Origin of the sequence: Emticicia sp. 21SJ11W-3, assembly GCF_024138715.1 — a bacterium.
Taxonomy (GTDB): domain Bacteria; phylum Bacteroidota; class Bacteroidia; order Cytophagales; family Spirosomataceae; genus Emticicia; species Emticicia fluvialis.
On sequence record NZ_CP092074.1, the window covers coordinates 4,762,525 to 4,776,677 of the forward strand.

The 14,153-nt window shown below is 39.3% G+C and carries 10 protein-coding genes and 1 tRNA gene; 7 read left to right on the top strand and 4 right to left on the bottom strand.

Going from position 1 to position 14,153, the window contains the following annotated elements:
- Positions 1 to 36 precede the first annotated feature (36 nt).
- On the bottom strand, positions 37 to 1,233 hold the full coding sequence (gene uxuA, locus MB380_RS20165; protein WP_253530911.1) for a mannonate dehydratase: 1,197 nt from the start codon (positions 1,231 to 1,233) through the stop codon (positions 37 to 39).
- Positions 1,234 to 1,491: 258 nt separating this feature from the next.
- Between uxuA and MB380_RS20170 the strand changes: the two genes are divergently transcribed.
- The 7 genes from MB380_RS20170 to MB380_RS22015 all read left to right on the top strand — a co-directional run bounded on the left by MB380_RS20170 (position 1,492) and on the right by MB380_RS22015 (position 9,051).
- A tRNA-Val gene (locus tag MB380_RS20170) sits at positions 1,492 to 1,566 on the top strand.
- Positions 1,567 to 1,748: 182 nt separating this feature from the next.
- Complete coding sequence (locus MB380_RS20175; protein ID WP_253530914.1) at positions 1,749 to 2,105, top strand: transposase; 357 nt, start codon at positions 1,749 to 1,751, stop codon at positions 2,103 to 2,105.
- 19 nt (positions 2,106 to 2,124) lie between these two features.
- On the top strand, positions 2,125 to 3,078 hold the full coding sequence (locus MB380_RS20180) for a transposase (RefSeq protein WP_253535626.1): 954 nt from the start codon (positions 2,125 to 2,127) through the stop codon (positions 3,076 to 3,078).
- A 126-nt stretch (positions 3,079 to 3,204) separates the two neighbouring features.
- Entirely contained in the window at positions 3,205 to 4,818 is a 1,614-nt protein-coding gene (locus MB380_RS20185) for a type I restriction-modification system subunit M (protein ID WP_253530916.1), read from the top strand.
- A 3-nt stretch (positions 4,819 to 4,821) separates the two neighbouring features.
- Positions 4,822 to 6,042 (top strand): restriction endonuclease subunit S, encoded by a 1,221-nt coding sequence (locus MB380_RS20190; RefSeq protein WP_253530919.1) that lies wholly within the window; start codon positions 4,822 to 4,824, stop codon positions 6,040 to 6,042.
- Between the two features lie 12 nt (positions 6,043 to 6,054).
- On the top strand, positions 6,055 to 8,913 hold the full coding sequence (locus MB380_RS20195; protein WP_253530922.1) for a type I restriction endonuclease subunit R: 2,859 nt from the start codon (positions 6,055 to 6,057) through the stop codon (positions 8,911 to 8,913).
- 75 nt (positions 8,914 to 8,988) lie between these two features.
- Positions 8,989 to 9,051 (top strand): hypothetical protein, encoded by a 63-nt coding sequence (locus MB380_RS22015; protein WP_409014715.1) that lies wholly within the window; start codon positions 8,989 to 8,991, stop codon positions 9,049 to 9,051.
- A gap of 17 nt (positions 9,052 to 9,068) precedes the next feature.
- Here MB380_RS22015 and MB380_RS20200 read toward each other — a convergent pair whose 3' ends face one another.
- From MB380_RS20200 to MB380_RS20210, 3 genes are read right to left on the bottom strand one after another with little or no spacing between them, the layout of a single operon-like run.
- Positions 9,069 to 10,373 carry a TolC family protein gene (locus tag MB380_RS20200; protein ID WP_253530935.1) on the bottom strand — a complete coding sequence of 435 codons (1,305 nt, stop codon included), beginning with the start codon at positions 10,371 to 10,373 and terminating at the stop codon, positions 9,069 to 9,071.
- Between the two features lie 10 nt (positions 10,374 to 10,383).
- Positions 10,384 to 11,823 (bottom strand): HlyD family secretion protein, encoded by a 1,440-nt coding sequence (locus MB380_RS20205; protein ID WP_253530937.1) that lies wholly within the window; start codon positions 11,821 to 11,823, stop codon positions 10,384 to 10,386.
- Positions 11,823 to 13,994: a peptidase domain-containing ABC transporter gene (locus MB380_RS20210; protein ID WP_253535628.1), complete on the bottom strand. Its 2,172-nt coding sequence runs from the start codon at positions 13,992 to 13,994 to the stop codon at positions 11,823 to 11,825. The genes MB380_RS20205 and MB380_RS20210 overlap by 1 nt, the downstream gene beginning before the upstream one ends.
- Positions 13,995 to 14,153: the final 159 nt, after the last annotated feature.

Below are 14,153 nucleotides of genomic sequence, written 5' to 3' on the forward strand. Positions count from 1 at the left end.
TTAATTATCTGCAATACCCAACAAAGGTAAGCAATATTAGTTACTGAACGAAGAACGAATAATTCCTAATTCAAGGCCTCTTAACTCAGCCAGGCCACGCAAACGGCCAATGGCAGTATAGCCGGGGTTGGTGCGTTTAGCCGCGTTCAGGTCGTCAAGCATTTTATGGCCGTGGTCAGGTCTGAATGGCAGCCTTATGTCTTGTCTGCCCTCATCTATTCTTCTTTTTTGCTCGGTAAGCAGGGCTTTCATTACTCCATACATATCAACATCACCAGCCAGGTGGTCAGCTTCATGGAAGTTCCCTTCGGCATCCCGTTTGGTTGCTCGCAGATGGATAAAGTTTACTCTGTTACCCAATCTTTCTACCATACCCACCAGGTCGTTATCGGCTCTTACGCCATAGCTGCCTGTACAAAAACACAAGCCATTGTATTTGCTCTCGGCTGCTGCCAGCAGTTGTTTAGCGTCAGCTTCAGTACTCACTACACGTGGTAAACCTAAAATCGGATACGGAGGGTCGTCCGGGTGAATAGATAATAAGACACCGTTTTCTTCGGCCACCGGAGTAATGGCCTGAATAAAGCTATACAGATTCTTGCGGAGTTCTGCCTCGCCCACATACTTGTAGGTATCAAGTGTATCGCGGAAAGCATCAATCGTGAAGCTTTCTTCACTGCCCGGCAGCCCGGCAATGATATTTCTGGTAAGACGATGAATATCTGCATCGCCGGCTTTATCAAACCATTCTTTGGCTTTTTGCAGCTGACTCTCTGAATAAGACCTTTCGGCATTGGGCCTTTTAAGGATATACACCTCAAAAGCGCAGAACTCGGTCATGTCGAATCTCAGGGCTGTTGAGCCGTCGGGCATCGGGAAGTCGAGGTCGGTACGGGTCCAATCCAGTATCGGCATGAAATTGTAGCAAACCGTATCAATGCCGCAAGCGGCCAGATTAGCAAGGCTCTCTTTGTAGTTTTCGATATACTGCTTGTAATTGCCGGAAGCCTTCTTGATATCTTCATGTACGGGCACACTTTCTACCACCGACCACGTAAGCCCATGTTTTTCTATTTCTGTTTTTCGGATTTCAATTTCAGATTTTGTCCAGACTTGTCCGTTAGGAATATGATGCAGAGCAGATACGATTCCCGTTGCTCCTGCCTGTTTCACATCTGACAAACTCACGGGGTCATTTGGGCCGAACCAACGCCAGGTTTGCTCAAGAGCCATAAGATTAAAGGTTGAAATGGTAAGCTACAAAATTATGTTTTAGGGGCGGAGTCTTCAAATAATATTTTGATAAAAATAAGTACTTTTTTGACGGCAATAAAAACTGACGTGATTGAGCACCCGGCCATTTTTAAACAAAATAAATATGAAATATGATTTTATAAAGAAAATTAAAAATTTTAAACTTTTTTTTGGCGAGGATTTGGATAATTAAAAACAAACCTGCACCTTTGCAGTCCCAAATCACAACGGGGATATGGGAGTTTAGCTCAGCTGGTTCAGAGCATCTGCCTTACAAGCAGAGGGTCACAGGTTCGAATCCTGTAACTCCCACACTGATAATCAAGCACTTACGAGGAAATCTTGTAAGTGCTTTTTTTATTTGCACAAGATTTGCACACCGGATTCATTTTGCTTAGCCCCCAACTTTTTCGCTTGAGCCAAAAAAAGGATCAATCCTAAAAGTTGTGGGGCGGTAAAATAATTTCGACCTTTGCATTTTTACGAAAGAACAGATGCAAGAGAGTTACAAAGACATTTTGAAGTTATTACTACCAACGATTATAGTTGAGAATTTTGAACTTACCTCCTACAAGACTACAGCCGAAGTAATGCATTTATATCTACAGGAGATTAATCAGATACCCAAAGAATTTGAAGGTCAGAAGTTGGAATCGAAAGGTTTTTTTGAAGAAATTACAGTTCAGGATTTTCCCATCAGAGGCCATAAAGTTTTTCTACATATCAAACGTCGCAGATGGTACAGCCATACCCTTGAAAAAGTAGTGTATCGGAACTGGGATTTAGTGGCAGATGGAACGCGGATAACTAAGGAATTCGCTGTTTTTTTAAAAGAACTCAATCGATTCTAATGCAGATGCTACGCAATCTATTGCAGGCTATTATGGTGTCAATGGCAAAAGACTTCAAGAACAATATAAGAGTTACCTGAGTGACTTTAGAACATGGTCTCAACTAAATCATGCCAAGGACTGGCTTATCTTTCCTCAGAACATCGGTAAACATTTATCCATAGACGAGACTAGTCTGTCTGATGGAGAACTGTATACCATTCTGACCAACAAGGCAGCTAATTGTAAAAAAGGCAGTATTGTAGCCCTTGTAGCTGGTACTAAAGCAGAAACTGTGATTGATGTGCTACGAAAGATTCCAGTCAATCTACGCAAGAGAGTCAAAGAAATCACCCTGGATATGGCTGCTAACATGGAGTTAATTGCCAAACGAGCATTCCCTAACGCCACCAGAGTAACCGACAGATTCCATGTACAGCAGTTAGCCACAGAAGCCTTACAGGAAATCAGAATCAAACACCGATGGGAAGCGCTGGATGCTGAAAATGATGCTATCGAATTGGCTAAGAAAACCGATACTGAATATATCTCCAAAATACTTCCGAATGGAGATACTGTTAAACAGTTATTAGCCAGAAGTAGATATGCTCTTTACAAAAAAGAGACAGACTGGACTGAAAATCAGAAACAAAGAGCCACTTTATTATTCGACCTATACCCAGATATTAAACAGGCGTATGACTTAACAATGAGTCTTTCATACATCTTTGAAAATACCAATGACAAGTTATATGGCTTAACAAGATTAGCTAGATGGCATGAGAAAGTAAGGCAGGCAGGCTTTAAATCATTTAATACAGTAGCTCGTTCAATTCAAAACCATTATAAAACCATTGTTAACTTCTTTGAGAATAGAAGCACTAATGCCTCGGCTGAATCTTTTAATGCCAAGGTAAAGGCTTTCAGAAGCCAATTCAGAGGTGTGAAAAACATCCCATTCTTTTTATATAGACTTACCCAAATCTATGCTTAGATATAACTACCCCACAGGTTTTAGCCTTGATCCCATAAAAATACATAGAATACACTTCTTTGATTTTATTAATTGATAAATTTAAGCTGTTTTTTTGTGCCTAATCCTAATCATTAAACCAACCCTATGTCAATAGACCAGAAAAAACAACTAGAACAACAACTTTGGGCTGTTGCCAATACCCTACGAGGGAAAATGGACGCAGACGATTACCAGGATTATATTTTAGGCTTTATCTTTTATAAATACCTCTCTGAAAAAATTAAACTGTTCGCCAATAAGATTTTAGAAGAATCGGGAGAGGAAATTAAGTATGAAAAAATTGACGAAAGTACCGAGGAAGGAAAACAGTATTTAGCCGCTATTAGGCATGAAGCCGTTGAAACATTGGGCTATTTTTTGAAACCAACCGAATTGTTTAGTTATATAGCCGAAAAAGGTAGCCCTTTAACTGAAAATGAAAACAGCGAAGAGAACGAAGAAGAACAAACTGAACAATTTATATTGGAGGATCTGACAAGGATTTTTCGTAACATTGAACAAAGTACGTCAGGGACTGATTCAGAAGATGATTTTAATAATCTTTTTGAAGACGTCGACCTTACTTCTACCAAGCTGGGCAGAACTGTAAAAGCAAAAAATAAGTTGATAGCCAAAGTCTTGCAACACTTAAACAAGATAGACTTTGAACTACAAAATGTTGAGGCTGATGTATTAGGAGATGCGTATGAATACCTGATAGCTCAATTTGCCAGTGGAGCAGGAAAAAAAGCAGGAGAGTTTTATACACCTCAGCAAGTATCAAAAGTATTGGCAAAAATAGTAACCACAGGTAAAACCAAACTTCGTTCGGTATATGACCCTACTTGTGGTTCAGGCTCATTGCTTTTGCGAGTGGCAAAAGAAGTGCAAGATGTAGCCCATTTTTACGGACAAGAGCTAAACCGTACTCCTTACAACCTGGCACGTATGAACATGATTTTGCATGACGTACATTACTCTAAGTTTGACATTAAACACGCTGATACCCTTGAAAACCCGCAGCATTTATGGTTACAAGCAGAGGCGGTGGTAGCGAATCCACCCTTTTCAGCGCAATGGTCAGCAAATGCTATGTTTCTGACAGACCAACGTTTTAGTCAGTATGGTAAATTAGCCCCGGGCAGCAAGGCAGACTATGCATTTATCCAACACATGCTTCACCATTTAGCCGATAATGGTATAATGGCCGTAGTTATGCCTCATGGAGTTTTGTTCAGAGGCGCAGCAGAAGGGCATATCCGCCAATACTTAATAGATAATCCTACAACTAATTACCTTGATGCAGTTATTGGTTTACCTGCTAATATTTTCTATGGCACCAGTATTCCCACAAGTATTCTGGTTTTCAAAAAATGCCGTGAAAACCCGGATAACATTTTGTTCATAGATGCCAGCAAAGGCTTTGAAAAAGTAAAAACGCAGCATATTTTAAGAGACGAAGACGTAGATAAAATTATATCAACTTATCAGGAGCGCAAGGCAGAAGAAAAATATAGTTACATAGCGCCGATTAGTGAGATAATCGCAAACGATTTCAATCTGAATATACCCCGTTACGTAGATACTTTTGAGGCAGAGGAAAGCATTGATCTGAATGAAATTGCTCATCAATTAAAGGCTTTAGACGCAAGCATGGCAGAAACAGATAAAACTATTGCTGATTTTTGCAAAGAACTAAACATTGAAACCCCATTTTGAGCTATGACTAAATTACAACCACAATTACGGTTTCCTGAGTTTGAGGGAGATTGGAATGAACAGAATTTAGGAAATACTGTAAAAATTAATCAGGGCTTACAAATTCCAATTTCAGAAAGATATACTAAACAAATAGAAGGGTCACATTTTTATATTACTAATGAGTTTTTGAGAGAAGGAAATTTAAAAAAGTATTACATTAAGAATCCATCTAATTCTGTCCTTTGCACTAAAGAAGATATTTTGATGACAAGAACAGGAAATACAGGAATGGTGGTAACAAATGTAGAAGGCGCATTTCACAATAATTTTTTTAAAATTGCCTATCCTAATTATATAAGAAAACAATATTTATTTTATTTCTTAAATTTATTAAAAACACAAACTCAAATACTAAAGTTAGCTGGTACATCAACTATACCAGACTTAAATCATGGAGATTTTTATAGAATAAAAATTCAACTCCCTACTTTTGAAGAACAAACTAAAATAGCCAATTTTCTAACAGCAATTGATGAAAAAATTCAAGCCTTACAAAAAAAGAAAAGCCTTTTAGAACAATATAAAAAAGGAGTAATGCAGAAGATTTTTAGCCAAGAGTTAAGATTTAAGCAAGATGATGGCTCTGATTTTCCGGATTGGGAAGAAAAGACTTTGGGAGAGATGGGTGAAGCCTATAATGGGCTTACTGGTAAAACAAAAGAAAGCTTTGGGATTGGGAAACCATATATTCAATACAAGCAGATATTTGACAATTCTAAGATTAATACAAAAAACTTTGATTTTGTTAAAATTGGTGAAAATGAAAATCAAAGCAAAGTAATATTTGGTGATGTATTTTTTACGGTTTCATCAGAAACACCCAATGAAATTGGTTATTCCTCTGTCCTATTAGATATGGTAGATGATGATTTATATTTGAACAGTTTTTGTTTTGGTTATCGTCCTTTTTCATTAAAAATACTATATCCTTATTTTGCTCAATTTTTGTTTAGAAGTGAACATTTTAGAACAAAAATTATCAAATTGGCTCAAGGTAGTACAAGATATAATATGTCTAAAGTGCAGTTAATGAAACTAACAATACAACTTCCATCATTTGAAGAACAACACAAGATATCCAATTTCCTAAGCGGGATTGATGAAAAAATAAATAAAGTAAGCCAACAAATAGAATATACTCAAACCTATAAAAAAGGTCTTTTGCAACAGATGTTTTGTTAAAACACTATACCTATGACCCAATCAGAATTAGAACTTGAAAAAAAACTAATTGAGGCTTTAGTAAAAATAGGGTATCAATTTGTGACTATAAAAGACGAAAACACATTGATTGCCAACCTTAAGCAACAACTCGAAAAACACAATAAGTTAGAATTAACTGACAGGGAATTTACACAGGTATTGAACCACCTGAACAAAGGTAATATCTGGGATAGAGCCAAGACATTGCGAGATAGAATGCAACTGACCAAAGAAGACGGCACAAGCGTCTATCTTCAGTTTATGAACATGGATTTCTGGTGTCAGAACGAATATCAGGTAACGAACCAGATAACCATTGAAGGCTCCTATAAAAACCGATATGATGTAACTATCTTAATCAATGGCTTACCGTTGGCGCAAATAGAATTAAAACGCAGAGGCTTAGAGTTAAAAGAGGCATTCAATCAAACAAACCGCTATCAGCGTCATTCGTATAGTGCCAATCATGGCTTATTTCAATATGTGCAGCTTTTCGTTATTTCTAACGGTGTCAATACTAAATATTATAGCAATAACGCCCGCCAGAGCTTTAAACAGACCTTCTATTGGTCAGATAAATCAAACAAGCTCATAACCGATTTATTTGCCTTTACCGATGCCTTTTTAGAAAAGTGCCATTTATCAAAAATGATAGCGAGGTACATTGTTTTGTCAGAGAAAAACAATACCCTGATGGTGCTTCGCCCTTATCAGTATTATGCCGTAGAAGCCATAATTGAACGGGTGAAAACTACGCCTAAAAACGGGTATATATGGCATACTACAGGCTCAGGCAAAACCCTTACTTCATTTAAAGCCAGCCAGATTCTCACACAAATTCAGGGCATTCATAAAGTGGTTTTTGTGGTTGACCGCAAAGATTTAGATTACCAGACAACCAAAGAATTTAATAGTTTTTCAGAAGGCAGCGTAGACGGGACAGATAATACACAGAAATTGGTCAAACAATTTACTGATGATACTAAACTGATTGTTACTACTATTCAGAAATTAAATACAGCTATTTCAAAACAGCAGTATTTAAGCAGAATGGAAAAACTGAAAGACAAGAAAATTGTGTTTATCTTCGATGAATGTCATAGAACACAATTTGGAAAAACGCATAAAAAAATTAGACAATTCTTTAGTAACAATCAAATGTTTGGGTTTACCGGAACACCCATTTTTGAGCAAAATGCGTATGCAGCAGATGGCTTAAAACATACAACAAAAGAATTATTCCATGAGTGTTTGCATAAATATGTGATTACTGATGCCATCAAAGATGATAACGTTTTAAAATTCTCAATAGAATATGTAGGCAGATATAAACAGAAAAATAGTGAGAACGAAATAGACATTGATGTAGAGGGAATAGACACTAAAGAACTGGTTGAATCACCTCAACGAATTGATAAGATAGCTGACTACATTATAGGACACCATAGCCGTAAAACACATAACAAGGCCTTTACAGCTATGTTTTGTATAAATAGTGTTGATACACTAACGAAGTATTACGACAACCTTGCACAGAAGAAAACAGATGGCAAGCATAATTTAACTATTGCCACTATTTTCAGCTTTACAGATAACGAAAACGATAAAAATGCAAACGGTAATATCGATTTTGAAAATATAGATCTTTATGAGTTTGACAGAGTAGCGGAACCACAAGACTCTTATTCAATAGCTAGTTTGCATAGTAGAGACAAACTCGAAAGCTATATTGCAGATTACAATAAGATATTTGGCACTAATCACTCTACGCGCGACAGTCAGTCATTCTATAACTATTACAATGAAATATCGCAACGGGTAAGAAAGAAAGAAATTGATGTTCTATTAGTAGTAAATATGTTTTTGACTGGTTTCGACAGCCCCTTACTTAATACTCTGTATGTTGATAAGAATCTGCAGTATCATGGTCTGGTTCAGGCATTTTCAAGAACAAACAGAATTTTAGACGAAAAGAAATCACACGGCAATATAGTATGTTTCAGAAACCTGAAAAAAGCGACAGATGATGCCATCACTCTATTCTCGAATAAAGAAGCAAAAGAAGATATTATTTTAAAACCTTATGTTGATTATGTAGCTAAATTCAATGCTGCCTATGCAGAATTGTTAGCTATTGTGCCGAATATAGATAGTGTTAATGAATTGCCGAGTGAAGATGAACAATTAGCATTCGTAAAGAAATTCAGGGAGTTAATAAGAATAAAGAACGTATTAAATACATTTGCAGACTTCAGAGAGGAAGACTTACATATACCTCCACAAGATTTTGAAGATTACCAAAGCAAATACCTTGACCTTTACGATAGAGTAAAAAATACTACCCAAAAAGAAAAAGTATCAATTTTAGACGACGTTGATTTTGAGTTAGAATTAATACACCGTGACGAAATAAATGTTGCCTATATTTTACGCTTATTAACCAATTATAAAGAGGCTACTAAAGCAGAGCAGGAGAAGAAACGCAGAGAAATTACTGAATTATTAGAAACACAAATACAGCTTCGCAGCAAGCGTCAGCTAATTGAAAAATTCATTAACGAGAATTTCCCATATATAGAAGATAGCGACACAATAGAAGCCGAATTTGATGCTTTCTGGAACATAGAAACAGACAGAGCCCTCAACTCTTTAAGCGAAGAAGAAAACCTTGATAGCTCTAAATTAAAAGAAGCCATCAACGAATTTCTATTTTCTCAGCGCCTACCAATGACTAAAGAAATCGACAATATGCTTATTGTAAAACCAAAACTTCTACAAAGAACAACAGTATTTGCAAGGATAAAGGATAAGATAAAAGCTTTTATTGAGACTTTTGTTGAGGGGGTGTAATGTATGGGGAATTTTCTATTAAATTGCTCTTCTATTTGATTATTAAGAAAATACGGTTACCCACCTGATATGCAAATGCTGGCTACTGAAAATGTTTTAAAACAAGCTGAAATAATTGCCAATGAAATAGCCGGCTAAGTGCCATACCCTGCCATCTACCGGTAATAATCCAGCAGCATTTTGCGGAAAAGTAATTCATATTTGGCCTGTATGAAGTTTGAATTGGCTTTTTCGAGATTCAGCCGGAAAGTATTAAGCTCAATGGCATGAATCAGGCCTTCCAGAAATCGCTCCCGGGCCGAATCAAACGCTGTCTGCTGGGCATTCAATTGTCTTTGGGCGCTGGTAAGTTTTTCCTGGGCTATTCTGGCGGTAAGGTAGGCTTGTTCTACCTCCTGCTTTAGCTGAAGTCTCGATTGCGACAACTGGGTTTCTGCCATCTGCTGGCTGATAATGGCATTGTTTATTCTGCCCTTCACCTGTCCGTTGCTGTAAATAGGTATGTTTATATTCAAACGGGCATATTGATTCAGATTGAAATTCAACTGATTAAAATAATTATACTCTCTTGCTGCCGCACTTGAATAGGCGGTTCCCATGCCCGCCCCTAACGATATACTCGGATACCTGGCCGCCTGCGCTATTTTTATACCTACAACCGAACTGCGCAAGCGCCAGTCGGCATTTTTTATAACTGGCTGGTCATTTAAGGCAGCCGTTACCTCCTGCAAATATTGTTCATCAATTATGATGTTTTTTTCATGAAAAGGCACTGGCTCAATTTCAAACGAGCTGTAAGACGGATAAGCCATCAACTGCGCCAGTGCCAGCCTGGCTAACTCAATATTACTTTTCATGTTTAAAGCCTCATACTCAGCCGTTGCCAGTTGTGCGTCCAGGTCAGTCAGGTTAGTATGGGGCATATTGCCTTCTTTTACCAGTTCTTTTACTCTATCTATCTGTAGCTGCATACTTCGCACCTGCTCCTGATTAATTTTCCATAGTTCCTGGCTCATTAATACCTGCATATAAGCAAGGGTTATCCGGTTGCGCAACTCTACTTTACCCCGCTGCATATCCCATTCGTCGGCCTGTAGATTATATGAATTCTGCAATATCTGATTCTTCAGCGCGAAACCGTTAAAAAGCATAACGTTAGTGCCAAAACTAACTGAATTAGAAGAAATAGTATGTTGTATGAAATCGTTTGTAAAGGGGTCAATGCTTCTTCCGGAACTTAAGCCCTGAGAAAAAGACCCTGACAGATTAGGATATACCGCTTGCTTTGATTGCCGCAAGGCATTTTCGGTCTGCTTTATTTTTAAAAGCCGCTGTCTGATATCAAAGCTTTGTTTGTAGGCATATTCTACACATTGCTCAAGGCTGAATCTGTTTTGTGCAGATACCCCCATTGCCCAACAAAAAAACAAAAGCAGGTACACAAATTTACGAAATGACATAAGCTTGGGATTAACGTTTCATGGTTTTCCGGATATCATAAAACAATTTCTCAATCAGTTTCAGATTCTCGGTTATTATTTCCCCTGTGGCTGTCATACCATTTCTGAACGGCAGTTTCTTGTCGGCAGTGGTTACTAATCCGCCCGGAAAATTAACCCTTACTACATACACAGTGTCTTTGGGAATATCCGATATATAGGCCACTCTGCCGGTAACCGTCCCGAACTCCTGAAAAGGGTAACTCTGAAACTTCACTATCACCTCCTGATTCGTTTTTACCTTGCCAAAGTTGTATTGGCCCAGCATCATTTCTCCGTGGTATCCGGTGCCATCAGGCAGAATATAGAGCAACTCCTGCCCGGCTTTTAAAATCTGGTTTTCTTGCAGACTAGTGAGAAAATTTACTTTGCCACTAATGGGCGCTATGGCAACGTAGCGCTGTTTCCAGGCCTCTATGTCGCTTTTCAATGAGTTGATAGACTGCACCAGGTTATTTTTTTGTTCTTCAATGGTTTTGTCAAGCTCTATCAACTCCTGCTGCTTCTGATTCCTGCTCATTGAGTTGTTATCAAGCGAGCCTTTGGCCTGCTCAAAGGCCTGCTTTTTGCTGAGGTAGCGGCTTTGGGCATTGCGTGCCTCCTGTTTAGACACAAAGCCTTTGTCGCTCAGCCTTTGTTGGCTTTGTGCCTCCTCTAATGCCATCTGAAGATCTTTTTCCTGTAGTTCAAGCTGGGCTCTGGTATTCTGCTGGATACTCTCCAGGGTATTGATGTCTCTGTTCACGGCACTTTTTTTCTTGAGATAAGAGCCGTCAGGCATAGAAGATTGTGAGCGCACCAGCGCTTCCTGAAAGGTCTGAAATGATTTCTGTAACTCCCCCAATGAAAAATACAGCGGAACCCTGACCCGGTGGATACCGGCAAAATCGTTTTCAAGCGATAATTGTATCAGTTGATTAACAGTTGCTTCTAAAGAAAACACCTCATCTACACTGGCCGTACTCTCCAGATACGCCAGATGCGCGCCTTGCTTCACCGTCTCTCCTTCTTTTACCAGTAGCCGGGTCAATCGGCCATCAGTTCTCACATTGACAGACTTAGGGCTATTGTCTGACACAACCATCATTGGTGCACCCACCAGGTCCGGGTACTCAACAAACCAGGCCACACCCAGCAAAATCATTAAAACAAAAAAGAACACGCTTACACCCCAGCGCACCAGCCAGGCAGGCGGCTGATTCAACACCTCATCAACCTGGCTATTACGTAGCTCCGGCAGGTTGGAATGGTTGTCGCCTCCCCCACCCCCACCTTTATTCAAGACCGGAGGCACAGGTGGCCCGTCAGACCCACTATTCAGCAAATCTGGTGAGATTACGTCTTTACCACCAACCAACTCTGTAAGACTACTTTCTGATAATTCTCCTGCTGTATCTTTGTTGTTTCCCATCAGTTTCCTAGTTCTAATTGGTTTTTCACGAGTTCAAAGTATTTGCCATGCTTTTGGGTAAGCTCGGCATGGGTGCCGGTTTCAACAATCTCGCCTTTTTCAAGCACCACAATCTGGTCGGCATTTTTTACCGTACTGAGGCGGTGCGCCACCACCACAACTGTTCTGCCCTTGAAGAACTCGTTCAGATTTTGCATAATTACGCTCTCATTGTTGGCATCAAGTGCATTGGTGGCTTCGTCAAGAAATATGAAATCGGGGTTTTTATAAACCGCGCGTGCAATTAATAACCGTTGTTTCTGCCCCTGGCTGATTCCGCTACCCTCTGCGCCTATGTTGGTGTTATAACTCAATGGCAGCTCTTCAATAAATGACCGTATATTGGCCACTTTTACGGCATGCATCAATTTAGGTATGTCGGGGGTTTCGTCACTTACGGCAATATTATTGGCAATGGTATCAGAGAAGATAAAGCCATCCTGCAAAACAGTTCCGCACACACTGCGCCATACCCGCGGACTGATGTTATTAAGGGCAGTATCGCCCAGTTTAATCTCTCCTTTGCCGGGGTTATAAAATTTAAGCAGTAATTTAAGCAAAGTAGTTTTTCCGCTGCCACTGGTACCTACAATTGCTGTTACTTTGCCATTGGGGATGCTCAGGCTGATATCCTTTAAAACAGGTTCATTACCTGCGCCTGTATACGTAAAACTCAGGTTCTTAATTTGTATATCTTTGTTTTGCGGCAGATACTTTACAAAGGTTTTTTCTTCCGGTTCTTCATTGTCAATTTCATGTATTTCATTGAGCCGCTCAATGCTGATCTGGGCGTCCTGCCAATGCTGTATAAACTGTATCAACTGTTCAATCGGGCCATTGAGCTGCCCCATTATGTATTGCATGGCCATCATGCCTCCGAGTGTCATTTGCCCGTTTACTACGGCCGTGGCTGCAAGAAAAGTTATCAGGATATTTTTGCCTTCATTAATAAAGAGAGTACCCGCTTGCTGGTATTGCCCTATTGCCAGGCTTTTGATACTCCATTTAAATTGTTTAACCTGCAGATTTTCCCATTCCCAACGTTTCAGGTATTCGGCATTATTCATTTTTATTTCCTGCACCCCGGTAATGAGCTGTATCAGGCTGCTCTGATTCTGGCTGGCCAGCGCAAAGCGCTTGTTATCCATTTTCCGGCGATACCGAAGAAAAACGGTTATCCAGAGGGTATATAAAATGCTGGAAACAATGAAAATACTAAAAATGGTGAGGTTATAAAAAGCAGCTATAAAACTGAAAATTACCAGATTGAACATCGAAAACAAGACATTGAGCGAAGACCCCGTCAGGAATGACTCTATCCGGTGATGGTCGCCGATGCGCTGCAGGATATCACCAGTTTTTTTTGAGTCAAAAAATGCAATCGGGAGTTTCAATAACTTGCCCAGGAAGTCAGACAGAATGGATAAATTAATGCGCGTACTGATATGCAACAGTATCCAGCTTCTGATGAAATCAACCGATACCTTGCCCAAAAACAGCATGGCCTGGGCAATCAGAATGAGGTAAATGAAATGCAAATTGCGTGTTTGAATACCCGTGTCAACAATAGATTGGGTGAGAAAAGGGAAGATAACCTGTAAAATTGAGCCAATCAGTAAAACCAGACCCAACTGAACCAGTAAGCTTTTATATCGCCAGACATACTGCCAGAGCATGCCAATGGCAAGCCCCCTGTTTTTTTCGCCTTCATCTTCATAAAACCGGGATGTGGTTTCCAGAAGCAATGCTATACCTTCTTCTTCATTGTTCTTCTTTGAGGCCAGCCAGCCCTGACAAAACTCATCTTTTGAGTACGTTAGTAAACCTCTTCCGGGGTCAGCAACATGTACCATTAAATCTTTACCAAAACGGCTTTTGGTAATTTTATACACAACCACAAAGTGATTCTGCTGCCAGTGAATAATACATGGCATAGGTGCTTCTGTAGTCAGCTTCTCAAAACTTACCTTAACAGCCAGTGTTTTAAAACCAATATCTTCAGCGGCTTGGGCAATACCCAATAAAGAAACACCCTCTTTGCCAATTTCTGCTTTCGTGCGCAGTGTCTGAATAGATAAATTTTTCTTGTAATGCTTCGCCACCATACGCAGGCAGGTGGGTCCGCAGTCCATCGCATCCAGTTGTTTATAGTAGGGGAATTTATTATTTAGCACATTTTTAGTCAATTAGTTTTTCATTCAAAAGTTTTTCCAAGGTTTTCTACTAGATTTAGTCTAATTTAATGAGCCTTCTTCCTGAAAAGTTAATATCCAACCCAGTATTCTTGTTTA